Annotated in this window: 24 protein-coding genes; 10 read left to right on the forward strand and 14 right to left on the reverse strand. The window is 28.2% G+C overall.

From position 1 onward, the window contains the following. On the reverse strand, positions 1-1,005 hold a 1,005-nt coding region (locus tag QZ429_RS04695; RefSeq protein WP_291951818.1), incomplete at its 3' end, for a PDC sensor domain-containing protein. A gap of 215 nt (positions 1,006-1,220) precedes the next feature. Here QZ429_RS04695 and thiD point away from each other — a divergent pair. The 4 genes from thiD to QZ429_RS04715 all read left to right on the forward strand — a co-directional run bounded on the left by thiD (position 1,221) and on the right by QZ429_RS04715 (position 4,123). Beyond that, positions 1,221-2,030 (forward strand): bifunctional hydroxymethylpyrimidine kinase/phosphomethylpyrimidine kinase, encoded by an 810-nt coding sequence (gene thiD / locus QZ429_RS04700; protein WP_291951821.1) that lies wholly within the window; start codon positions 1,221-1,223, stop codon positions 2,028-2,030. A gap of 28 nt (positions 2,031-2,058) precedes the next feature. Then, positions 2,059-2,673 (forward strand): thiamine phosphate synthase, encoded by a 615-nt coding sequence (thiE, locus tag QZ429_RS04705; protein ID WP_291951824.1) that lies wholly within the window; start codon positions 2,059-2,061, stop codon positions 2,671-2,673. 2 nt (positions 2,674-2,675) lie between these two features. Continuing rightward, positions 2,676-3,311, forward strand: a complete 636-nt coding sequence (locus QZ429_RS04710) for a uroporphyrinogen-III synthase (RefSeq protein WP_291951878.1) — start codon at positions 2,676-2,678, stop codon at positions 3,309-3,311. A 191-nt stretch (positions 3,312-3,502) separates the two neighbouring features. After that, the gene (locus QZ429_RS04715) at positions 3,503-4,123 is read left to right on the forward strand and encodes a hypothetical protein (RefSeq protein WP_291951827.1); all 621 of its coding nucleotides are present in this window, start codon (positions 3,503-3,505) and stop codon (positions 4,121-4,123) included. 25 nt (positions 4,124-4,148) lie between these two features. Here QZ429_RS04715 and lepA read toward each other — a convergent pair whose 3' ends face one another. Genes lepA through QZ429_RS04765 form a run of 10 tightly spaced genes read right to left on the reverse strand, consistent with a single transcriptional unit; the run spans position 4,149 to position 15,689 of the window. Next, positions 4,149-5,945, reverse strand: a complete 1,797-nt coding sequence (gene lepA / locus QZ429_RS04720; protein ID WP_291951882.1) for a translation elongation factor 4 — start codon at positions 5,943-5,945, stop codon at positions 4,149-4,151. After that, a complete protein-coding gene (locus QZ429_RS04725) occupies positions 5,936-6,364 on the reverse strand; it encodes a hypothetical protein (protein WP_291951830.1) in 429 nt (142 codons plus the stop codon). Before QZ429_RS04725 ends, lepA begins: the two co-directional genes overlap by 10 nt. An 8-nt stretch (positions 6,365-6,372) precedes the next feature. Next, complete coding sequence (gene ccsB / locus QZ429_RS04730) at positions 6,373-9,603, reverse strand: c-type cytochrome biogenesis protein CcsB (RefSeq protein ID WP_291951833.1); 3,231 nt, start codon at positions 9,601-9,603, stop codon at positions 6,373-6,375. Between the two features lie 2 nt (positions 9,604-9,605). After that, the gene (locus tag QZ429_RS04735) at positions 9,606-10,301 is read right to left on the reverse strand and encodes an ABC transporter ATP-binding protein (protein ID WP_291951835.1); all 696 of its coding nucleotides are present in this window, start codon (positions 10,299-10,301) and stop codon (positions 9,606-9,608) included. Next, positions 10,288-11,058, reverse strand: coding sequence for an ABC transporter ATP-binding protein (locus tag QZ429_RS04740; protein ID WP_291951838.1), 771 nt, complete (start codon positions 11,056-11,058; stop codon positions 10,288-10,290). Before QZ429_RS04740 ends, QZ429_RS04735 begins: the two co-directional genes overlap by 14 nt. Next, on the reverse strand, positions 11,055-12,089 hold the full coding sequence (locus QZ429_RS04745) for a branched-chain amino acid ABC transporter permease (RefSeq protein ID WP_291951886.1): 1,035 nt from the start codon (positions 12,087-12,089) through the stop codon (positions 11,055-11,057). Before QZ429_RS04745 ends, QZ429_RS04740 begins: the two co-directional genes overlap by 4 nt. Further along, the gene (locus QZ429_RS04750) at positions 12,089-12,985 is read right to left on the reverse strand and encodes a branched-chain amino acid ABC transporter permease (RefSeq protein WP_291951840.1); all 897 of its coding nucleotides are present in this window, start codon (positions 12,983-12,985) and stop codon (positions 12,089-12,091) included. The genes QZ429_RS04745 and QZ429_RS04750 overlap by 1 nt, the downstream gene beginning before the upstream one ends. Before the next feature lie 8 nt (positions 12,986-12,993). After that, a complete protein-coding gene (locus tag QZ429_RS04755) occupies positions 12,994-14,109 on the reverse strand; it encodes an ABC transporter substrate-binding protein (RefSeq protein WP_291951843.1) in 1,116 nt (371 codons plus the stop codon). Positions 14,110-14,120: 11 nt separating this feature from the next. Continuing rightward, positions 14,121-15,236, reverse strand: coding sequence for an ABC transporter substrate-binding protein (locus tag QZ429_RS04760; RefSeq protein ID WP_291951846.1), 1,116 nt, complete (start codon positions 15,234-15,236; stop codon positions 14,121-14,123). Between the two features lie 15 nt (positions 15,237-15,251). Then, entirely contained in the window at positions 15,252-15,689 is a 438-nt protein-coding gene (locus QZ429_RS04765; protein ID WP_291951850.1) for a c-type cytochrome, read from the reverse strand. Positions 15,690-15,935: 246 nt separating this feature from the next. On the opposite strand from QZ429_RS04765, the gene QZ429_RS04770 reads away from it, so the two are divergent. Together QZ429_RS04770 and QZ429_RS04775 are read left to right on the forward strand one after the other, a co-directional pair. Then, a complete protein-coding gene (locus QZ429_RS04770; protein WP_291951853.1) occupies positions 15,936-16,601 on the forward strand; it encodes a response regulator transcription factor in 666 nt (221 codons plus the stop codon). Next, positions 16,594-17,811, forward strand: coding sequence for a HAMP domain-containing sensor histidine kinase (locus tag QZ429_RS04775; RefSeq protein ID WP_291951857.1), 1,218 nt, complete (start codon positions 16,594-16,596; stop codon positions 17,809-17,811). The genes QZ429_RS04770 and QZ429_RS04775 overlap by 8 nt, the downstream gene beginning before the upstream one ends. Here the strand turns inward: QZ429_RS04775 and QZ429_RS04780 are convergent, their stop codons facing one another. The 3 genes from QZ429_RS04780 to ribE are packed head-to-tail and all read right to left on the reverse strand — an operon-like array spanning position 17,812 to position 19,269. Then, positions 17,812-18,018, reverse strand: a complete 207-nt coding sequence (locus tag QZ429_RS04780; protein WP_291951860.1) for a hypothetical protein — start codon at positions 18,016-18,018, stop codon at positions 17,812-17,814. Between the two features lies 1 nt (position 18,019). Next, on the reverse strand, positions 18,020-18,697 hold the full coding sequence (pgeF, locus tag QZ429_RS04785; RefSeq protein WP_291951863.1) for a peptidoglycan editing factor PgeF: 678 nt from the start codon (positions 18,695-18,697) through the stop codon (positions 18,020-18,022). Continuing rightward, entirely contained in the window at positions 18,661-19,269 is a 609-nt protein-coding gene (gene ribE / locus QZ429_RS04790) for a riboflavin synthase (RefSeq protein ID WP_291951866.1), read from the reverse strand. Before ribE ends, pgeF begins: the two co-directional genes overlap by 37 nt. A gap of 117 nt (positions 19,270-19,386) precedes the next feature. Between ribE and mnmG the strand changes: the two genes are divergently transcribed. The 4 genes from mnmG to QZ429_RS04810 all read left to right on the forward strand — a co-directional run bounded on the left by mnmG (position 19,387) and on the right by QZ429_RS04810 (position 24,241). After that, entirely contained in the window at positions 19,387-21,237 is a 1,851-nt protein-coding gene (gene mnmG, locus QZ429_RS04795) for a tRNA uridine-5-carboxymethylaminomethyl(34) synthesis enzyme MnmG (RefSeq protein WP_291951869.1), read from the forward strand. Positions 21,238-21,358: 121 nt separating this feature from the next. After that, the gene (gene petA, locus QZ429_RS04800; protein WP_291951872.1) at positions 21,359-21,862 is read left to right on the forward strand and encodes a ubiquinol-cytochrome c reductase iron-sulfur subunit; all 504 of its coding nucleotides are present in this window, start codon (positions 21,359-21,361) and stop codon (positions 21,860-21,862) included. Between the two features lies 1 nt (position 21,863). Further along, positions 21,864-23,108 carry a cytochrome bc complex cytochrome b subunit gene (locus tag QZ429_RS04805; RefSeq protein WP_291951875.1) on the forward strand — a complete coding sequence of 415 codons (1,245 nt, stop codon included), beginning with the start codon at positions 21,864-21,866 and terminating at the stop codon, positions 23,106-23,108. A gap of 2 nt (positions 23,109-23,110) precedes the next feature. Further along, entirely contained in the window at positions 23,111-24,241 is a 1,131-nt protein-coding gene (locus QZ429_RS04810; protein ID WP_291951889.1) for a c-type cytochrome, read from the forward strand. The last annotated feature ends 249 nt before the right edge of the window (positions 24,242-24,490 follow it).

Genomic DNA, 24,490 nt, shown 5'->3' on the forward strand with positions numbered 1-24,490 from the left:
TTTTGTTTTATGATTGATAAAATCAAAGAATGAATTTAAGCCTGTTTGGATTTTTGTTAAAGGAGATAAATAATACGAAATAATAAAATACAACAGCGTAATACTCAAAATACTTGTGAAAATAACAACAGCAGTTTGAATATATGCTATTTTTTCACTTGAGTGATTTACAGTATCAATATATGTCATAGCACAAATTGTGTAATCGTGTTCTTTATCACACATAGCCAATCTCTTGCTACCTTTTTCACTAATGTAATAAAATGGCATTTTATTAGTAGATATTTTTGAAAATTCATCTGCTACGATTTTAACATTTGGACGATTGTGCGAATAATCTTTGCTTGTTGAAATGAAAGCAAATTTATTTTTATCATAAGCAAAAGAATCTCCTGGTATTTGTTTTAAACTTTCTTCTAAATCTTTAGTTAAAACATCAATTGCTAAAATTCCTAAAAATTTGCCATCTTTATTTAAAGGCATAGCATAAGTAAAACAAGGCAACCCAGTGGTAGCATCAATATATGAATTTGTAATAAATAAACCATTTCTATTTTTAGCTTCTATATAAAATTCCCTAGTTCTTGCATCATATCCATTAGCTTTTCCATAAATTCCAAAGTTTAAATTTTGTGCATCGCTATCTGGATCGCTTACTAATAATTCTCCATCAGGTTGAGCAATATATACAGCTAAGTAATTTCCAGCATCTCTAAAGTTTCTTAACTGCATTCCAACATTTTCCATTAGTGCTTGCTGTGAGCTGAGTTTTGAGTATGGATTTCTAAGAATAGTCTCTGATAATCTTTGCAAGGAATTTGCAGTATTTTTTCTAAAATTATCTATGAGATTTTTACCAGAAATTAAACGATTTTGTTCAGATCTTATAATTTCTTCGGATAAAGATTGTTTAACAAAAATAAAAGTTATGATGCCTAGTATTACTAAGCAGATTATAGCTATTACATTTGCAATCAGCGAAACTTTCAACTTAACACTTTTCATTATTATTCCTTTCTTTTTGTGTTATTGAACTACTAAATATTATCTAGTCGCTATACTAACACTAAGTAGTTGAAAATAAAATTAAATAAATTATAATTTAATTTAATAGAAGTTTAAATAGTATAAATATCTAAGAAATTACGATTAATTAGAGGTTTAGATTAATTAAATCTAAGATATAATTTATCAAAGATATAAAATATTTTGAGAGAAAAATGTTACAAGCAAAAACAAGATATAAAATTCCTATTTTAAGTATTGCTGGAAGTGATTGTAGCGGTGGAGCTGGTTTGCAAGCTGATTTAAAAACTTTTAGTGCTCATAATTTATTTGGTATGAGCGTGATTACAAGCATAGTTGCTGAAAATACTACTAGGGTTATTTCTTGTTTTAATGTATCTAAAAAGATGATAAATGAACAAATGTTAGCAATTTATGAAGACATTAAGCCAGAGGCTGTGAAAATTGGTATGCTTAGTTCAAAAGAAATTATGCAATGTGTTAAAGAAAATTTGATTTATTTTAAGTCTAAAAATATAGTGATTGATCCGGTGATGTTTGCTAAAAATGGTTATGCTTTAATGCCTTTGGAAAATTGTCAATTTTTTAAAGATGAAATTTTATCTTTAGCTGATGTGCTAACACCTAATATACCTGAAGCTGAATTTTTGTGTGATTTTAAGATTAATGACGAAAACGATATGAAAAAAGCTGGTATTAAACTTCATAAAATTGGAGCTAAGAGTGTTTTGATTAAAGGTGGTCATAGTAAATACAATACTAATGATATTTTTTTTGATGGAGAAAAATTTAATATTTTTAAAAGTGAAAAGATTAATACTAAAAATACCCATGGAACAGGTTGTGCGTTAAGTTCAGCTATAGCATCAAATTTAGCTCTTGGTAAAGATAAGAATGAAGCTATAGCCTTAGCTAAAGAGTATATTTTTGGAGCTATTTTGAATTCTTTAGCTCTTGGTAAAGGATATGGTCCTATAAATCATTTTTTTAAATTTGAGGAGTAAATACTTATGATAGAAATCAAGGTAAGATATGAATTTATATGAGCTTTATTTGGTTGCTAGCAAAGGTAAAAAAAGCGAAAATCAATTTTTAAATATCATAAAAGCTTCTTTAGAAGCAGGGGTTAGCATTGTTCAACTTAGAGAAAAAAATATTAATACTTTAGATTTTTATCACTTAGCATTAAAAACAAAAGCAATATGTGATGAATTTAAAACTCCTTTTTTGATTAATGATCGATTAGATATTGCTTTAGCGGTTAATGCTAGTGGCGTGCATATTGGACAAACAGATTTGCCTTTACAAAAAGCTAGAAAGCTTTTAGGCAATGAAAAAATTATAGGTTTGACTATTAATTGTAAATTTGAATTAAAAAATATTAAAGAAGCTGATTATTTAGGTGTTGGAGCTGTGTTTGATACTCCTAGTAAGCAAGATTGCATTGTGCTTGGGGTTGATAAATTAAAAGAAATTGTAAATTTAAGTTCCTTACCGGTGGTGGCAATTGGTGGCATAAACGAAGATAATATACATATGTTAAAACATAGTGGTATTGCTGGAGTAGCTGTAATAAGAGCGATTATGGATGCTAAAAATCCTCATAAAGCCACTTCGTTTTTAAAAAAAGCTGTTAGAAATTTGTGATTATGGTATATTTTATAGGAAGAGAAAAATTTGATGGCATAGAAAATATTGTTTTAAATGAAATTAGATTTTATCAATTTAATGTCAATCTTAATGATTTTGATTGTTTGATTATTAGCTCTAAAAATTCTCTTAAGTCTTTAATACAAAGTTCTTCTATTTTAAATTTTAATATTAGTTTATATGCAGTTGGTAGTAAAAGTGCTCAATTTGCCAAGAGTATTGGTTTTGTAAATGTAAAATATCCTAGCTGTGCTTATGGAAAAAATTTAGCTGAAGAATTTTTGTATGAGTTTAAAAATAAAAAATGTTTATATTTAAGAGCTAAAAAAATTAGTTCTTGTATTGATACTTATTTGCTAAATAATGGAATCAATTTGCACCAAGTTGTAGCTTATGAAAATATAGCTTTAAAAATAAAAGAAAAAATGGTTTTAAATCATCCAGCTGTTTTTATTTTTAGTGCTCCATCTAGTGTAAAACAATTTTTTAAATTTTATTCTTTAAAAGATGATGATAAAATTGTAGTTATTGGAGAAAGCACAGCTTCGTTATTTAAAAAAAGCAAAAATTTATATATTTGTAAAAATCAAGATTTAAATTCTTGCATTCATTTAGCTAAAAGTTTAGATATTTAAAAATTTAATTAGAGTAATTTAAACTTTAAATTAAAAAAATCAATTAAAGTATTTTTAAATAAATTATTTAATTTTTAAGATATCTTTGTAATTATAATCTTTCATAGCTATTAAAATTATGGTATTGCTTGGATATAAAATTTAATTTTTTTTATCCGATTTTCATAGGACCCACAAACAAAGGAGCAAGGATGCAAATAAATTCGTATTCACGTGTGGCAATGGAGTCGCAAATTAGCAATAGGAAGGCTGATTTGAATACAAAACTTGAAGATACCAATACTAAGAGTGCAAATAGCACAAAGGATATCGATAAAGATAAACTTGATAAGCTTGCTAGTTTAAGTGGCAAGAGTATTACCGAGCTTTATACAATGAGTTTTATGCAACAAACTTTAAATATAAGCTCAAGTAATAGTTTTTCTCAAGCTAATATCGCTAATTTAGCAAATTCAAATAATTCTTTATCGTCAATACTTTCTAGTGTGGATTTTAAAGCTATAGGCTATGAAGGCAAAGATATACTTAGCTTAAGTAGTGAAGAAGCTAAAGAGCTTATTGGAGAAGATGGTTTTTTTGGTGTAACAAAAACTTCTCAAAGATTAGCTGACTTTGTTATTAATGGAGCTGGTGAAGACATAGATAAACTCCAAAAGGGTTTAGAAGGACTAAAATCAGGGTTTGAGCAAGCAGAAAAAATGTGGGGTGGCAAGCTTCCTGATATCAGCTATGAAACAATTGATAAAGCTATTGAAAAAGTAACTCAAAAAATTAATGGATTGGGTGGAAATTCTTTAGATATCAATGCTTAATTATATCTCCTAGTATGCTAGGAGATTAGTCTATTTTTAACACGCTTAAAAATGCTTCTTGAGGTAGATGAACTTTGCCTATGGATTTCATTCTTTTTTTCCCTTCTTTTTGTTTTTCAAGCAATTTTCTTTTTCTTGTAATATCTCCACCATAACATTTTGCGGTAACATTTTTGCCCATAGATTTTACATTTTCCCTAGCAATAATTTTATTGCCAATACTTGCTTGTATAGCCACTTCAAAAAGTTGTCTAGGCACAATTTCTTTCATTGCTTTGACTAATTCTCTACCTTTACTTAAAGCTTTTTCACTTGGAACTATAATGCTTAATGCATCTACATTTTCTCCAGCTACTTTAATATCAAGTTTTACTAAATTGCCTATTTTAAATTCTATAGGTTCATAATCAAAACTTGCATAGCCCTTGGTTAAAGATTTTAATTTGTCATAAAAATCCATTACAATTTCATTTAATGGTATATCGTATTCTAGCAATACCCTTTCGGTTGTAACATAATCCATTTTAACTTGAATACCACGTTTTCTATTTAGTAAAGTGATAAGATTTCCTAAAAATTCACTTGGAGTAATTATTGTAGCTTTTACATAAGGTTCTTTAATATAATCTATATTGTTAATAGGAGGTAGTTCGCTTGGATTTTGAATTTTTAATATCTCTCCATCAGTTTGATACACTTCATAAGTAACAGTTGGTGCAGTAGCAATTAAATCAAGATTAAATTCTCTTTCTAATCTTTCTTTGATTACTTCCATATGTAAAAGTCCTAAAAATCCTACTCTAAAGCCAAAGCCAAGTGCTAATGAGGTTTCAGGTTCATAAGTTATAGAGCTATCGTTTAGTTTGAGCTTATTAAGAGCATCTCTTAAATCTTCAAATTTATCTGTTTCTATAGGATATAATCCAGCAAAAACAAAAGCTTTAGCTTTTTCAAATCCTCCTATGGCTTCTTTAGCTTTATTTTTAGTAAGTGTTATGGTATCACCAACTTGCACATCAGCAACATTTTTTAATCCAAGTACTATTACTCCGACTTCACCAGAGTGCAATGCTTTAGTTTTTATAGGACTTAGAGGATGTGGATAAAATAAATCTTGAACTATATGTTTTTTATCTGTATTCATTATAAGAACTTCATCATTTTTGCAAATACAACCATCATATACTCTTACTAAAGCCAAGGCACCAAGATAACTATCAAACCACGAATCATAAATTAAAGCTTTTGTTGCCGCAACATCATTATCTTTAGGGGCAGGTATTTTTGTGATAATAGCCTCTATAAGCTCTTTAATCCCAATTCCTGTTTTAGCACTTACACAAATAGCATTAGAACAATCAATACCTATAATATGTTCAATTTCGTGTTTTACTTTTTCAATATCAGCTGATGGTAGATCAATTTTATTGATTACTGGAATAATTTCTAAATCATTTTCTAAAGCAATATAAACATTTGCAATAGTTTGTGCTTCAACTCCTTGAGAGGCATCTACTACAAGTAAAGCTCCTTCGCAACTTGCTAAAGAGCGACTTACTTCATAAGAAAAATCAACGTGGCCTGGAGTGTCTATTAGATTGAGTATATAATTTTGATTGTTATGATTGTAGTTTAAACGCACTGATTGAGCTTTTATAGTTATACCTCTTTCTTTTTCTATATCCATAGTATCCATAACTTGCGAACTCATTTGTCTATCACTAATGGCGCCACATTCACTGATAATTCTATCAGCAAGAGTGCTTTTTCCATGATCAATGTGTGCTATGATTGAAAAATTTCTAATGTTCTTCATTGTGATTGTCTCATTTTTCTTTTAGCTAAACCAATTTGCTCATAAGTATCAATTTCTTTTTTCAAAGAATTGTATCTCTTTTTTAATTCATTATTTAAAAATGAAATATTTTTTGGTGTTGCATTGTTATTAGCTGAAATTGCACTAATAAAATCAAGTTTTCTTTTTGTAGCTTTATTTTTTAAATTAGTATTTAATTTTTGCGAATTTAAAAATTGTAAAATCAACTGATGTATGGTTTCAGAATTTTTAGCAGAATTTGCTTTTGAGATAAAGTCTTCTATATCATTAATAGCTAGATTAGATTTGAGTTCTTGTTGTTTTAAATTTTTATTATTACGATTAAAAAATATTACAGCAACTACTCCCAAGGCAATAGCAAATACTAAAATTAAAATTAAAATAATTAAAAAAGAAGCACCCATTTACACCCTTATAATTTTTTCGCATAAGATTTTTTTGTATAACTAATTACACTTAATATTATCATTAAAATAAAGCTCCAATATACGTAATTAGGTATTTTTACAGCATCGCCAGCTGCATAAGAATGCATTCCAACTAAGAAATAATTTACTCCAAAATAAGTCATAATAATTACCCAGTAGGCAAACATTGAATATAGTGCAAAAGTATATTGATTTGCCCATTTTGGAACCAAACGTATATGTAAAATAGCAGCATAAACTAATATACTAATTAAAGCCCAAGTTTCTTTTGAGTCCCAACTCCAATATCTTCCCCAGCTTTCATTTGCCCATATTGCACCTAAAAAATTTCCAATAGTGAGCAAGCAAAGTCCTAAAATCATAGCCATTTCATTGATTCTTGTAGCTTCTGTGATATTTCTTAATATATTTTCATTATGTTTGCCATTAAGTTTAAGCATAGAAAATAATATTAAAACAAAAATTCCAAGTAAGGCACATAGTCCTAAAAATCCATAACTAGCTGTAATTACTGAAACATGTATTGTTAGCCAATATGATTGCAAAACTGGGACCAAATTAGTAATTTGTGGGTCCATTTGACTCAAATGAGCAACACCTAAGGTAACGCCGGCTAATATAGACGTTAGTGAAAGTGCAATAGGGCTTTTTTTTGAAAAGAAAATTCCAGATAATGATAAGGCCCAGGCTATATAAACCATACTTTCATAAGCATTGCTCCAAGGCGCTCTACCTGCTATATACCAGCGCAAAGCAAGCCCTAATGTGTGAATTAAAAATGCAATGATATTGACAATATAAACAAATTTGAAAGCAAGATTAATGCGAATTTTTGGCATTAACATTTTTACAAAAATAATTATAAGAAGCAATAAACCAGCAAATAAGTAAAGCGGTGCGAGTTTTACAAAGATTTGACTTTTATTAAGGAAAATTTCTACATAAAGTTTATTTAAATTAGGTATGACTTCGTGTCCATATTTGTGTTGATAATTTTTAATTTCATTTAATGCTTCATTTGCACTTTTCCAATCATTATTTTTTATGGAATCTGATATAGCATTAAAATAATTTTCAAGTAATTTTTTAACTTCTAAACCTTCTTCGCTTTTTAAGCCAATATATGCTTGATAAAGAGAAATCCATTGATTATTTGTATGATCTTGTAGAGGTATAATTTTAAAAATTCCGTGAGAAAAAATTAAATTAAGTATATTTACTCTTTCATCAAGTTTTATAATTTCTTTATCAAAAACACTTCTACGATTAATATTTTTTCTATTTGCATTTTCGACATATTTTTGTAATTTATAATGTTCGGTAGTAAAAAAATCTTTAAAACTGACATATGGAGCAGGTTTGATTTCTAAAATTTTAGAAATTTCTTTATTAATAATTTGATTTTTTGGCATAAAAATTATATCTTTATCATACCACGCACTACTATCTAAAATCATTGAAATAATTACTGCCTCTGCGCTTTGATTATCATAACGAGTATTTTTGTAAATTTTTTCTAAAACTTCAGTTGCTAGTGTGTTAAAAGGAACCATTCTACCATCTGATTTTTGAACTACTAGTGTGGCTAATTCTTTAGCATGTTGTTCATCTATTTTTATAGGTTCAAAAGCATAAATTTTTGTTGAGTTAAAAAATATAAGAGTAAATAATAATATCGCACTAGTTTTTTTAAGCGCATCTTGATTGATTAATGTAGCTAAGGTTCTAAATCTTGAATGTGGATTTAAGATATTTAAAAACATACCTAAGGTTAATAAAAAATATCCTATGTAAGTAGGAATTTTTCCAGGATCTTTATTTACTGAAAGTCTTGTTCCTTTTTCATCTTGATCGTAAGAGCTTTGATAAAATCTATAGCCATTATAGTCTAAAACATTATTCATAAAAATCTTATAATCAAATTTTTCATTGCCATTATTAACCTCAATATAACTTGCATAAGACATAGGAGACATAGAACCAGGATAGCGTTTTAACTCAAAATCTTTTAAATATATTTCAAATGGCATCTCAATATCTTTAGGCCCCCATCTTAAAAAAAATACTTCTCCAGCAAGATCTACACGTATAGGGGAATTGTATTCTACTAAAAATACTTCTTTGCTTTCGCCTTTGTAGCTAATTGTTAAATTTAAAGCATTAATAGCATTATCAGAAAGTTGTGTCGGCATATATTTTGTGCTTTGTGCAAAATCTTTAAAATTATTCAATATAGAGTTATTCCAATATTTTGCTTCGCCAAATAAAGAAATTAAAATATTTCTTCCAAATTCTATCCAACTTGATTTAAGCCATATAAAAAAGTTTTCATCTTGTGCTTGATTAACACCTTTTAATATTTTTTTGCCATGTAAAGATGCAAATTTTACAACAAAATTTATGTCATTAAAAGAATATAATCTTTTATCATACGCACTTGCTTTTTGCAAAGCTTTTAATACATTTTCTTTGCCATCAGCCATTGACATAAATTTTAGATCTATATTCGAGCTAATGTTTAAATCTTTATCAATCTTTATATAAGGACTAGGAGTGTTATCATTTAAAAAAGAAATATTAATACCATTTAAATTTTTTATTTCACCTGCTTTAAGAATGAGTTCTTTTGCATTATTATTTTGTAAAATCATTAATGATAAAATCGGATCATAATTATTATCTTCAGTGTAAGTTTCTTTAGCATCTAAGATTAGATTTTTATAAGTAACATTAGCTTTACCTTGAGGTAAAATTAAATTAAAAGAGAAATTATTAACAAATGGCAAGCTAGCAATGTATTCAGATTTTGAGTTGCTATAGACTTTATCATCATATAAAGTAGCAATATAAATATAACTTTGTGAAGTTTCAATAAGATTATTTTTTTCATTTTCTCTAATGTGTAAATTTCCTTCAAAACCTGCATATCTAGTAACTGCACAACCAAGTAATATAAACAAAAATGCAAGGTGAAATACAAAAAGAGGAAGTTTTTTCTTATTTAACATTTTGTATTTAAAAATAGCTACTAAAAGATTTAATCCTAAAAGCAATTGTATAAATCCAAACCACGATGTTCCATAAATCATAGCCCAAGCAGTTGGTGTATTATAAGCACTTTCTATAAATGTAGCTAAAGCACAAAATAGAGCAAAAAGTAAAAATAAAAAGATAGAAATTTTAATATTGCCAAAAATTAAGAGTTGATTTTTCATTTTTAGGCTCCTAAATATTTTTTTCGTATTTCATCGTTTCCGATAAGATCTTTAGCAGGCGATTGCATAGCTATTTTTCCATTCTCTAATACATAAGCGTAATTACTAATTTTAAGTGCAGAAAATGCATTTTGTTCTACGAGTAATATAGTAATGCCTTCTTCTTTAAGTTTGACGATGATATCAAAAACTTCTCCAACTATTTTTGGGGCAAGTCCTAAAGAAGGTTCATCTAGCATTAAAAGTTTTGGTTCGCTCATTAAAGCTCTGGAGATAGCTAGCATTTGAGCTTCACCGCCACTTAAGGTTCCTGCAAGAGCATTTCTTTTATCTTTTAATCTTGGGAAAAGTTTATACATTTGACTTTTTAAATGTTCATAATTTTCAGCGTTATTAAATGCTCCTATTTTTAAATTTTCTTCTATGGTTAAGTTAATAAACACTCTTCTGCCTTCTGGAACTAAAGCTATACCTTTTTGAACTAGAGTATGAGGTAGATGTCTTTGAGTGTCATAACCTAAAAAAGTGATTTCACCTGATTTTTTAACGCAATTTAGCATTGCGTTTAAGGTAGATGTTTTTCCTGCACCATTTGATCCTATTAAACTAACAATTTCACCTGTATTGATAGTAAAATTAATACCCTTAACAGCTTCAATTAAACCATAATATACATGTAGATTTTTAACAACTAGCATTAAAATCTCCTAAATATGCATTGATAACTTCAGAATTTTTGATTGCATCTGTTGGCTTGCCTTCAAATATTGTTTTACCATAATCAAGCACCATAACTTTATTGCAAAGTTTATTAACAAATTTCATATCGTGTTCTATAAGTAAAACACTAATTTTTTTAGTATCTCTTATGTTAAAAATTAATTGTGCTAAATCATCACTTTCAGTTGAATTCATACCTGCTACAGGTTCATCTAAGAGCAGTAATTTAGGATTGGTTGCTAAAGCTCTTGCAATTTCTACTTTTCTTTGCTGTCCATAGCTTAAGCTAGTAGCATTTTCATTTGCTAGATTAGCAATATTAAGCTGTTTAAGTATTTCATATGCGGCTTGTTTTGTATGTTTTTCTTGATTATGAAATCTCCCTAAATGCAAAAATGCCTCAAATATATTATATTTTACACTTTGATCAAAACCAATTAATACATTTTCTAAAACACTCATACTTGAAAAAAGACGAATGTTTTGAAAGGTTCTTGCGATGCCAAGATGAACAATTTCATGAGGCTTTAGGTTGTTAATTTTTTTATTAATAAAAAAAATTTCTCCACTACTTGGTTTATAATTTCCAGTGATAATATTAAATAATGTTGTTTTTCCTGCACCATTTGGTCCGATAAGTCCAAAAATTTCACCTTCTTTGATGGAAAATGAAGTATCTGCTATAGCTGTAACTCCACCAAAATTTTTATGAATATTTTTAAGTTCTAAAATCATTTTTTATTCCTTTTAGAAAACTTAAATAAAATATCTGTAAGTTCTTTATCTCCCATAATACCTCTTCTTGCAAAAAGCATTACTAAAATTAATATTACAGAAAATATTACCATTCTAAGTCCAGGCATAGCAGGGGTTTCGTAACCAAAAATCTTCATACTTTCATCTAAAAATCTTAAATATTCCATTCCTCCAACTACTAAAATAGTTCCAATAATAGCTCCAGTAGTAGATCCAAGACCTCCTAAAACGATGATGATGAGAAGTTGGAAGGTAAATAAGAAGTCAAATTGCTCAGGGGAAACAGAAGCTAAAGCGCAAGCTAATAACCCACCGCCAACACCTTCTAAAAAAGCTGAAGTGCTAAATGCTAGAGTTTTAATCTTAAATGTATTAATACCCATAGCTAAAGCAGCATCTTCGTCATCTCTTACTGCTTTCATAGCTCTTCCAAATTTTGAATTTATAATATTTAAAATAATAATAACTGAAAAAATAGCTATTGCGCCACTCCAGTATAAAGTTGTATGTTTTGGAATCTCATTAAGGCCTAAAGAACCATTTGTAACAGACGCAAAATTAATAGCCATTAATTTTATAATAATGCCAAATCCTAAAGTTACAATTGCTAAATAATCTCCTCTAACTCTAAATACAGCAAAAGCTAAAATTAAAGATAATAACATTGCACAAATTCCAGCTGCTAACAATGCTACAATAAAACTTTGTGAATGAATTATTAAAATTAAATCGCTAGGATCTTCTAAAGAAAATTGGTCTATTTTACTTTCACTAGTGAGTAAAACTAAGGCGGCTACATAAGCACCAACAGCAACAAAGCCATTTGGTTCTAAGGAAAATTGACCTGTAACTCCATTTATGAGATTATAACTTACAGCTAAAATAATAAAAATGGCGATATTATTTAAGATTCCTATTTTATAGTCGTTTAGAAAATAAGGAGAAAATAAAATAATAGCAACAGCAATAATGAAAAATATCAAATGAGTAACTTTTTTACAAACCATAATTAAAACCTACTTTTTTCAAAATTTATACCTAAAATTCCGGTAGGTTTAAATAGTAATATTAAAACTAAAAATATGAAAGCAAATGCATCTTTAAAGCCTGAAAGATCCGGAAAAATTGCTACTGCAACTACTTCTGTAAATCCGATAATTAAACCACCTAAAACTGCTCCAGCTACTGACCCAATTCCACCTAAAACTGCTGCTCCAAAAGCTTTTAATCCTATTAAAGTTCCCATACTAGGTTCTACTGAAGGATAGCTTATTGCCCAAAAAATTCCACCAATAGCAGCTAAAGCAGAACCTAAAGCAAAAACTATGGAAATAATACGATTTGCATCAATTCCCATTAAATTCACCGTGTGAATATCAAATGCTAAAGCCCTAATAGCTATGCCATATTTACTTTTGTAAAGAATATATAAGACTATTAATAAAATGAAAAAAGTAAGAATAGGTACTAAAATGGTATTTATACTAATGCTTATATCAAAAATGTTAATTATATTTTCTAAATAGCTTGGAACAGGAAAATATCTAGGAGTGGAGCCAAACATAACATTAAAAATATTTTGTATCAAAAAGCTAATGCCTATAGCCGTAATTAATAAAGAAATTCTAGGCGCTTTTCTTAGAGGCTTATAAGCAATTTTATCTATAGTAATACCTAAAGCAGCTGCAAAGAGCATTGCTAAGGATAAAGCTCCCAAAAAAGGAACATTCATATTTGTTACACAAAATAATGCTACATAAGCACCTACCATCATTATATCACCATGGGCAAAGTTAATTAATCTTAAAACACCATATACCATAGTATAACCTATGGCTATAAGTGCATACATACTACCTAAGCTAAAACCATTAATAATTTGTTGTAAAATTAAAGAATTATCCATTTTGCCCCTTAAGGAATAATTGAGTCTTTATAAATTTGCTTTTGATTTTCTATTGTTTTAATAACAATAGATCTTGTAGCATTTCCATTTTTATCAATACTAATAATACCGCTTACACCTTGAAAATTTGAGGTGGTATGAATATTATTATTGATACATTCTGCATTGAGATTATTAATACATTTTTGCATAGCTTCATAAATGATAAAATAAGCATCAGCACCCATTGCACTAAAATTTGGAACTTCTTTATTTTGTTTTTCATTCTCATATGCTTGTATAAAATCTTTTGATAAATTAGTAGGTGGATTATTATAATCAAAACTATCTGTAAAAATATAACCTTCTGCGGCATCTCGAGCTAAATTTATAAAAGTCTCATCTGCTACACCATCTGCTGAACCCATAGGGATATTTAAACCCATAGTTTTTGCTTGTCTTGCAAATAATGATGCTTCAGTATAATATACTGGAAGATATATAAAATCAGGATTTAAATTTTTAATTTGAGAAATAATTGCTTTAAAGTCTTTATCGCCAGCAGTAATTCTAAATTTATCTAAAATTTTACCACCTTGTTTATTAAATTCTTGAATGAAAGCCTTAGTTAAGCCTAAAGAATAATCTGTTGTTTGATCAGTAACCACAACAGCTTTTTTATAATGAAGTTTATTTCTTATATAATTTGCCAATGAAGAACCTTGAAAACTATCTGTAAAACAAACTCTACTTGCATAATGTTTTTTGTTTAAAATTTTATCAGCTGTTGCAGCTGGAGCTACAACGGGAATCTTTTTTTCTTCTCCAATTCTTATAACTTGTAAAGTATTTGCTGTAATCATTTCTCCGATTAAGGCTTGAACTTTATTTTGTGAAACAAGTCTTGTGCTTGCATTTGCACTTTCGATTTTATCGCCTTTTGTATCTACTATTATGAGATTGATTGTATCGCCATTGTCTAAAGTGTTTTTCATAGAATTTGCAATTTTTATACCATCTAAAGCACTTTGTCCATAAGCAGCAGTAGCTCCAGTTAAAGGAAGAACGACGCCGATATTTATTTCTTTTGCTTGCAAGATATTTGCAATTACAAATGATAATATAGTAATGCTAATTTTTTTCATAACTATACCTTTCAAGGATTAATAATAGTTTTGTAATTTTGCTTTTGTTCTTGTATTTCTTTAATAACCACAGAACGACTCACATTTCCACTTTTATCGATACTTATAATTCCACCAACACCTTCAAAATTTAAAGTGGAATGAATTTTATCATTGATACATTGGGCAGTAAGAGTTTTAAGACACTCATTCATTGCATTTACCATCACATAATAAGCATCAGCACCCATAGCAGAAAATGCTGGAAGTTCTTTTGTATTATGCTCTTTTTCGTATGCTTGTATAAAATCTTTTGATAAATTAGTAGGTGGATTATTATAATCAAAACTATCTGTAAAAATTACACCATTAACTGCATCTCCACCAAGCTCTATAAAAGTTTTATTATTAACTCCATCTCCTGCACTTAAAAGCTTGTTAAAACCTACAGCTTTTGCTTGTCTAGCGATTAAAGCAGCTTCAGGATGGTAAATTGGCATATAAACAAAATCAGGATTGATGTTTTTTAATTGAGACACAATAGCTTTAAAATCTTTATCTCCAGATGATATGATTAATTTTTTGAGTATTTTTCCACCATTTCTTTTAAATTCTTTTTCAAATGCTTTGGCAAGTCCCAAAGAATAAACATTGCTTTGATCAACAATAATAGCAACACTTCTTAAATTTAAGTTTTGATAAGCATAATTTGCAAATTTATCACCTTGAAAGCTATCCATAAAGCAAACTCTGCTTGCATAAGTTTTTTTGTCTAAAAGCTTATCACCTGATGCAACAGGAGCTATGGCTGGAATTTTTCTTTCTTCGGCTATAGATAAAACCTGCATAGTATTTGGAGTTACTGCCTCACCGATTAATCCTAATACTTTATCTTGCGATATTAATCTAATTGTAGCATTTGCACTTTCAATTTTATCACCTTTAGTGTCAATTGCTATGATTTTAACATTACTTCCATTTTTTAGATTTGGATTAAGTGAATTTGCAAGTTTAATACCCTCATAAACATCATTACCATAAGCTGCTAAAGATCCTGTTAATGGCAATACAACACCTATTTTTACTTCTGCGCCATACATAAAATTCATACAAAGTAAGCTCGCTAATATAATAAGCTTTTTTTTCATCAAATACTCCTTAGTTTATTTTAAAAATATCCCATGTTTAGTTTTAGTTTTTGGTTCTTCTTCTAATAATTCTTCTTGATTTAATTCTATGGAAAAGTTTTGCCCTTTTAGGTAAGCAATTATATAATCTATATCATCATCACTTAATCTTCTTGCATAAATTCCCATTTGAATATTGTCTGCACTAGAGTTAGGATAATACCCGTTTGCATAATCTTTTAGCGATCCTTTAATTTGTGCAGGAGTTAAATTTCTAATAGATTTTTTCCCATAACTAGTTTTTTCGCCATTATCTCCATGACATACATTGCATTTATTGATAAAATATATTTCTTTGGATTTTTGCATATCATAATCAGTATTACCATTAAACGTATATGTTAGTAAAGATTTAACATTAAATGCTAATAAAGAATTAGTAAAAAATAAAATAAATAAGATTAATCGTAACATAATTAGAAATACCTTTATTCTATCAAAAATGATCGCTGATTATATCTAAAAAAGATAAATAATAAACAATTAGTTTTTTTATATAAAAATTAATAATTTAAATTTAAATTATGTAAAATTTGTGCTAGTGTTAGCTTTTGTTTTGAGTTTAAAATATTTTTTGGTAACTAGTTTGATTTTTATAATCTTTAATTTATGTAAAGAACATATAATAATATTGGATTCTTAAAATAAATGAGGTTTAAAATGCCAACTACGATTTTATTATTAGAAGATGATATAAATTTGGGTGAAATTGTAAGCGAATTTTTAGAAGATGAAGGTTATGTAGTAACCTTAGTGGATAATGCTGATGATGCACAAAATTATGCTTATGAAAAAAATTATGACCTATGGATACTAGATGTCAAGGTTCCACAAGGCGATGGATTTAGTGTTTTAAAAAAGTTAAGAGAAGCTGGAAAATATACTCCTGCTATTTTTATGACTTCTTTAAATACCACTCTTGATTTGCAAAAGGGTTTTGAAAGCGGTTGTGATGATTATATTAAAAAACCTTTTGAATTAGAGGAACTTAAAGTTAGAATTTGTGCAATTTTAAAGAGATCTTTTGCTCATAAATGCGAAGATTATGAAGATCTTGGAAATGGTTTTAAATTTGCACTTATTTCACAGATTTTATATCACAATGATAAACCTTTATCCTTACCTTTAAAAGAAATAAAATTATTGTCATTATTGATTAAAAATAAAGGAAAATTTATTGATACTTCTCGTATTTTTGAAGAAATTTGGGAATTTGATCAAGAACCAAGTGAGCTTAGCTTAAGAGCATATATAAAAAATTTGAGAAAACTTTTGGGTAAAAATAGTATTATAAATCAAAGGGGTAGAGGATATTCTTATGTATGAAGCTAGGCAAGTTGCGTGGCAAATACTTTCTTTGTATCTTATTAGTATGGGCAGTGTGCTTGTAATTTTATTTGGAATATGGTATGCAAAGCTTACAAAAGAGCTAGTAAATGATTATGAATTAGAATTAAGACAAAAACATCATTTTTTAATCTCACAAATAGAAAAATATCGTTTTGAACCCATAGAAATAAGTGCTAAAAAAATTTCACAAATTTTTAATATTAAATTTTCTATTTTTGATAGGACAAAAGTATATTTTTCTAATTTAGATTTTCCCGCACAGACTTTATTTTTTAAATTAAATAATACAAATATTTATAATAATGATAAATTAATTTATGTAGCTGATATTCAGTTAAATAATTTTTTTTTAGATAATTCTCAAAATCACAATACTTTAAATGTTTTAGGTAATATTAATCGTTTAAGGGTATTAATACAAGGGAATGATATTTCAAAGGAGTTGAATTTTATAAGATTTAAAGTTGCATTTGTGATGATTTTTTCATTAATTTGTATGAGTGTTATAGGATATTTTATATTGCAATTTGCTTTAAAACCTTTGGAATTAAAGATAAGATTTTTAAATAATTTTATCAAAGATACTACCCATGAGATAAATACTCCAATTAGCGTTATTTTAATGAGTATAGAAAATTTAGAACATAAGTATAATCTTGATGAAGTTAAAGCATTAAAGCGTGTTAAAATAGCGGCTTTAACATTAAGTCATATTTATTCTGATTTAATTTTTTTAAATTTTCCGCAAACTCATCTTTCAGAATGGATTTTTTTAAAAGATTTAATTAAAGAAAGAATGGAATATTTTAAGATATTTTTAGAGCAAAAGAATATTACGCTAGAGCTTATTTTAGAAGATAATGTAAAAATATTTATTAACAAAGAGCAGTTTTTAAAAATGTTTGATAATCTTATAGGTAATGCTATAAAATATAACACAAGAAATGGTTATATTAAGCTTGAGCTTCATAAAGAAAGATTACTTATTGAAGATAGCGGTTGTGGTATATCTAAGGAAAATTTAAATAATATATTTGATCGCTATGCTAGGTTTAATGAGGATCAAGGTGGATTTGGAATAGGGCTTTGGCTGATAAAAAAAATATGTGATGAATACCATATAAATATAGAAGTAAAAAGTGAGGTAGGGAAAGGAAGTTGTTTTATTTTAACTTGGAAAAACTAATTATTTATTGCTCATTTTAGCCTTTTCCCTTGCATTGATTAAAGTTGTAATGAAATTTGAAATTTCTTTTGTGTCTTGAGTATTAAGTGGGGTTATTTGTTGATTTAAAATTTGAGTTACTAGAAGTTCATTGCTTAAGTCATTGTCTGAAAATTCTCTTGCTTTTTGTAAAATTTTTAAAACTTCTAAATTTTTTACTTCATACATTTTATATTTTATCCTTTAAATAAATAGCGCTTACAATACGTTTTGAAGTTTGATTTCTTCTGTATGAAAAAAATCTTTCATCTTCAAAAGTGCAGATGTTAATATCTAAAATTTTAGATATACCTAGTGCATTTGCTTGAAATTTGATTATTTTTTTAAGATCAAGTTTGTTTTCTTTTATAAATTGAGAAAAATTTTTTTTAGCATAATGTAAAATTTCTCCGTCAATTTCATAATTTTGAGCACAAATTCCAGCAGAAATAATGAGTTGGATATCTCCTGGAATGCTTTGAAATTGGGTTTGCATTTTTATAATGGTTTGTTTTAAAATATTTTGAAAACTACCTTGCCTACCTGAATGCAAGGCGGCTATGACTTTTTTATTTTGATCATATAAGAGTATGGGCAAGCAATCAGCGCTTAAGATACATAAGGCTGTATTTTTTAAAGAGCTTATGACTCCATCACAATTTATATTAAAATTTTCTTTGTAAGTAGTTGTAATATTTGAGTGAATCTGATTTAAAAATACACAGGTTTGAATATTTGTATCAAAATTAAATACACTAGTATTAATAATTTGTTTTTTAAAAACACTATAATCTTTATCAAAAGCAACGAAAGCTTTTATAAAATCGTTTTCTAATAAAGTGATGAAATCTGATCGATTTGTTGCCATGTGATATTTTTTTTATTATGTATTTGCTTGTAAATATAGCGTGCTAAAAGATCACTTTCTAAATTTACTCTTCTTTTTAAGGTATAGTTTTTAAACAACGTTTCATTAAGAGTAATAGGAATAATAGTTAAACGAAAGGAACTATCAAATACTTCATTAATTGTCAAACTCACTCCATCAACTCCTATGCTTCCTTTATTTGCTATTAATGGCATAATATCTTGTGGTGCTGCTATATAAAAGTCTATTCCATTTTCATTTGGCTGAATTTTTATAATTTCTCCTATTGCATCTATGTGTCCTTGCATTAAATGGCCATCAATCTTATCTCCATATCTTAAGGCAGGTTCTATATGAACACGATTTTTTAAATTTTCTGTAGCAATATGAGTTCTACTTTCATAAGAAAGTTCAACACTAAAACCATCATCGTGAATTTGGATTACACTTAAGCAGGCTCCATTTATTGCTATGCTATCACCCAAATTTGGTTTATATTGTGCATTTAAAGTGAGAATATGATTTTTATAAGACTTTACAAAAGCTAATTCTCTAATAAGCCCATTAAACATTGAAAAAACCTCATTTTTGTGCTAATTCTATCTAAAATTTATAAATTTAGTTTTAAGTGCTTTATTGAAAAAAATATTATATAATTTACGCCTTTTTATGAATTTTAAAGGCAAAATATGTTCGATATTATTGTAATAGGTGGTGGCCATGCTGGGATTGAAGCAAGTGCGGCAACAGCTAGAATGGGTAAAAAAACTTTACTTTTAACAACTTTGATAGAACAAATCGGTGCAACAAGTTGCAATCCTGCTATAGGTGGATTAGCTAAAGGACATTTAGTAAAAGAACTTGATGCTATGGGTGGTTTGATGGGACAAATTACTGATGAAGTAGGAATTCAGTTTAGAATTTTAAATGAAAGTAAAGGCGTAGCTGTGCGAGGAAGTAGGGCGCAAATTGATATGGACGCTTATAGAATTTGTGCTAGGAATAAGCTTTTAAAATTAAATAATTTAGAAATTTCACAAGAACAAGTTTTATCTTTAATTATTGAAAACAATGTAATTATGGGTGTAAAAACAAATTTAGAAAATACATATTTTGCAAAAAAAATTATTTTAACAACTGGGACTTTTTTAAATGGAATCATTCATATAGGAGAAACTAAACTTCAATCAGGTAGGGTAGGAGAGCTTTCTGCTATAAATTTAGGAGAATGCTTAAAACAAAGTGGCTTGAAAATAGGGAGATTAAAAACTGGAACTTGTCCGCGAGTAGATTCTAAAAGTATTGATTTTAGTAAATTAGAAATTCAATATGGTGATGAAAATCCTAAAGCTTTTAGTTTTAAAACGCAACATTTTAAGCCAAATCAACTTCCTTGTTACATAGCAAGAACAAATTCAAATACACATAAAATTATAAAAGATAATTTTTATAGAGCTCCGCTTTTTACAGGACAGATTGAGGGTATAGGTCCTAGATATTGTCCTTCTATAGAGGATAAAATTAATCGTTTTAGTGATAAAGAAAGTCATCATTTGTTTATTGAACCACAAACTAAAGATGCAACAGAATACTATATAAATGGTTTTTCTACCTCGCTACCTTATGAAGTTCAAATTGCTATGTTGCAAAGTATTGAGGGTTTTGAAAATGCAAAAATTACTCGTTTTGGCTATGCTATAGAGTATGATTACGTTGATCCAACAGAATTAAGACATACATTAGAAACTAAAAAAATTAGTAATTTATATTGTGCTGGACAAATTAACGGAACAACTGGTTATGAAGAAGCTGCAGTGCAAGGGTTTATTGCAGGAATTAATGCGGTTTTAGCAATTGATAATAAAGAAGAATTTATATTAAGAAGAGATGAAGCTTATATAGGTGTTTTGATTGATGATTTGGTAATTAAAGGAACTAAAGAACCTTATAGAATGTTTACTTCAAGAGCTGAATATAGATTGCTTTTGCGAGAAGAAAATGCTATTTTAAGACTTGGAATATATGGATATAAATTTGGGCTTTTAAGCAATGAAGAATTTGCATATATAAGTGCCATTAAAAAAAATGTGCAAAAAGGTCTTGAATACTTATTGCAAACTTCTTGGACTCCAAGTAATGCAAATAATGATTTTTTACAAGATGTTAATGAAGAAAAAATTACTTCTATTGTAACTTTACAAAAAATTGTTGCAAGATCAAGTTTTAATATAGAAAAATTAAAAGTTTTAGATGTAATATTTAAGGATATGGACGAATATTCATTAAATGAAATTTTAAATGAGGCAAAGTATTATCACTATATAATTATGCAAAAGGCACAAATTGAAAAAATGAAATATCTAAGTGATTTTAAAATTCCTGTAAATTTTGATTTTACAAAGGTGAGCGGGTTAAGTAATGAGGTGATTGAAAAATTGCAAAAATTTAATCCACCAACTATTTATGCAGCTTCTCAAATTAGCGGTATTACTCCAGCTGCATTAGATATTTTACATATTTATATAAAAATGCAAAAGTAAATTTAGATAATTTATAATTTTTTTATTTTGTTATCATAGTTATTTGAAAGAAAAAATTTATTATTTTTACGATACACTACGCCTCTTACACTAAAGATTAATTAAAAATAAAGGAAGTATTATGGCTACATCTGAGAGTAGGCGAAGTTTTATGGGATTTGCCTTTGGAACAGTAGCTGCTGTGGGTGGTGCTTTTTCATTAGTTGCAATGAAAAAGACTTGGGATCCGTTGCCAAGTGTTAAAGCAGCAGGAGTTACGATTGTTGATCTTACTGGAATGAAAGAAGGTGAATTAAGGACTATTGAGTGGCGTAAAAAACCAATTTTCATTTTAAAAAAAGATTCTGAAATGCCAAGAGATAGTAAAAGAGATGTCGTTGTAGGTGATGTTGCTTATACTGTAGTGATAGGACTTTGCACGCATTTAGGCTGTATCCCAGCTTATGCACCTAGTGAAAGATTATTTAAGTGTGCCTGTCACGGGGGCGAATTTGACACAAGTGGTAAAAATGTATTTGGTCCTCCTCCAAGACCTTTAGATATTCCACCTTTTAGAATTGATGGAACAAAATTAGTTTTAGGTGAAGAAGGTCCAGAATATAAAAAAATGATGGCGGAGGCTTAAGATGGCACAAATTAAGAAGGCTAATGGTATTATAGATTGGCTTGATCAAAGACTAGCTGTAAATAAACTTTTTAATGTTTTGATGGCACAATATTGGATACCAAAACAAATCAATTTCTTATGGGCAATGGGTGTTATATTAACAACACTTTTTTCGGTATTGTTTATTTCGGGGTTATTTTTATTGATGTATTATAAACCCGATGTTGGCTTAGCTTTTGATAGTGTTAATAAAACTATCATGCAAGAAGTTGAGTATGGATGGTTATGGCGTCATATGCACGGAGTTGCTGCTTCTGTTATATTTTTAATTATTTACATTCATATGCTTACTGGAATTTATTATGGCTCTTATAAGAGAGGTCGTGAAATGATTTGGGTGAGTGGAATGTTATTGTTTGTTGTATTTTCAGCAGAGGCATTTAGTGGTTATATGCTACCTTGGGGACAGATGAGTTTTTGGGCAGCTCAAGTTATTACTAATCTTTTTGGTGGAATTCCATTTATCGGTGATGAATTAGTTATTTGGATAAGAGGTGATTTCGCAGTTTCAGATCCAACTTTGACAAGATTTTTTATGCTTCATGTTTGTTTATTACCTGTAGTAATATTAACAATAATAGCTTTTCATTTTTATTCATTGAGAATTCCTCATGTTAATAATGAGATTTCAGAGGAACTTGATTTTGATTTAGAAGCTGAAAAATATTTAGCAGGCGATACTAAGGGTTCTAAAGTTATACCTTTTTGGCCAGGATTCTTGTCTAAAGATTTTATGTATATTTCATTTTTTATGATTTTCTTTTTCTATTTAGTAAGTTTTAATTTTGATTTTGCAATGGATCCTATAAATTTTGAACCTGCAAATCCTTTAAAAACCCCAGCACATATTTATCCTGAATGGTATTTTTTATGGAGTTATGAAGTTTTAAGAGGATTTTTCTTTGATATTGGAAGTATTAAGGCTTTTGATATAGGTCTTTTAGCTTTTGGTATAGCTCAAATTATTTTCTTTTTATTACCATGGCTTGATAGAAGCGATGTTGTAAAACCAGCACACGAAAGACCATTATTTTTTATATGGTTTTGGATTTTACTAATAGATATGATTATATTAACTATCTATGGAAAACTTCCTCCAACAGGGATTAATGCATGGATAGGATTTTATGCTTCTATAGTGTTTTTACTATTATTGTTAGTCATTTTACCAATTATTACAATTATGGAAAGAAAAAGGGGATGATGATGAGGGAATTAAAGATATTTTTCGTAGTTGTATTTTTTACTGGCTTAGTATATTGGGGGGTAGAACCTTTTGCGCATTCTGTTATGAATCCTCCTTCTACTCCTGTAACGTTTAATTTTGCAAAAGCAGATGAGGAATTTTTAAAACAAGAAATCATCACAAAAACGAAAGCATTAGAAGAGATTAAGACAAGTGGCAACGAAAAAGCTATTATGAATTCTCAAAAAGCTTTAGATACAGCGATACAACGAGAAGAGCAAGTTAAACAAATATGGGATAAAGTTTCAAAAATTGATTTTTCAAAAGGCGATGCAAAGAAAGGGAGAGAAATTTTTGAGGGAAATTGTATAGCTTGTCATGGTATAAAAGCTGCTGGAATTCCTGCTAGTATTACAGACTCTTCTTCTTTTGGTGTAACCCCGCCTGATTTAAGTGATGCTGGTGATATTTATGATGAAAAATTTTTAGCTGCACTAATTATAGATCCTGTTAATGCTATGCAAATTTCACATAAATTTAATGATGAAAAGCCTTTCGTGATGCCTGCATATCCTTTAAGCGGTGATGAGACTCAAGATAATAATGATTTGGCAAATTTAATAGCATTCTTAAAAAATACGGCAACTAATTATGAAAAAGATTTTGAAGCAAAATTGAAAGTTCAATTAGAGAAAAAATATGCTAAAAAACAAGATTTATCAGATACAGATAAAGCAGCTTTAATTGTAAAAGAAATTAATTTTGCAAAAGACAAGCAAGTTTTTGAAAATGCTTGTGGAAGATGTCATGATGTAAAATATGATGGTTTTGTTTCTAGTTCTAATATGAGTGATTTAAAGAATTATCTTGGTATAATTCCTCCTGATTTGTCAATGATGATTCGCTCTAAAGGAGAGCACTATCTTAATATTTTCATTAATGAACCACAAAAGAAAATTCACGGAACTGCTATGCCTAGAGTTGGTTTGAATGAAAAATCACAAACTCAAGTTATTAATTATCTTGAAAAGGTTGGAGATAGCAAAAAAGAAGAAAGAGAAAAAACTGGAATTTATGTTATGATTTTCTTCGTGATTTTAAGTATTTTTGCTATTGGCTGGAAGCGAACAATTTGGTCAAAACTTCATTAATATTTTTTCTTACTACTATCTTAGTAGTAAGATTTATTATTTTAAAATTTATTAAGCTTATTTAATATTTTATCTTTTAATGCTAATTGACAAAATTGGCATTAGTTTTTATCTGCATTTATAAAATTTTTAATTAAAACACGTTTATAAATTTATTTATAATATTAAATTTATTTTTTTGAAATATTTAGGAATTTTACTTAGCAATCTTTGACTTAAAAAAGAATTTAATTTAATGGTTATTGTAAA

It is taken from the genome of Campylobacter sp. (assembly GCF_020024835.1).
Taxonomy (GTDB): domain Bacteria; phylum Campylobacterota; class Campylobacteria; order Campylobacterales; family Campylobacteraceae; genus Campylobacter_D.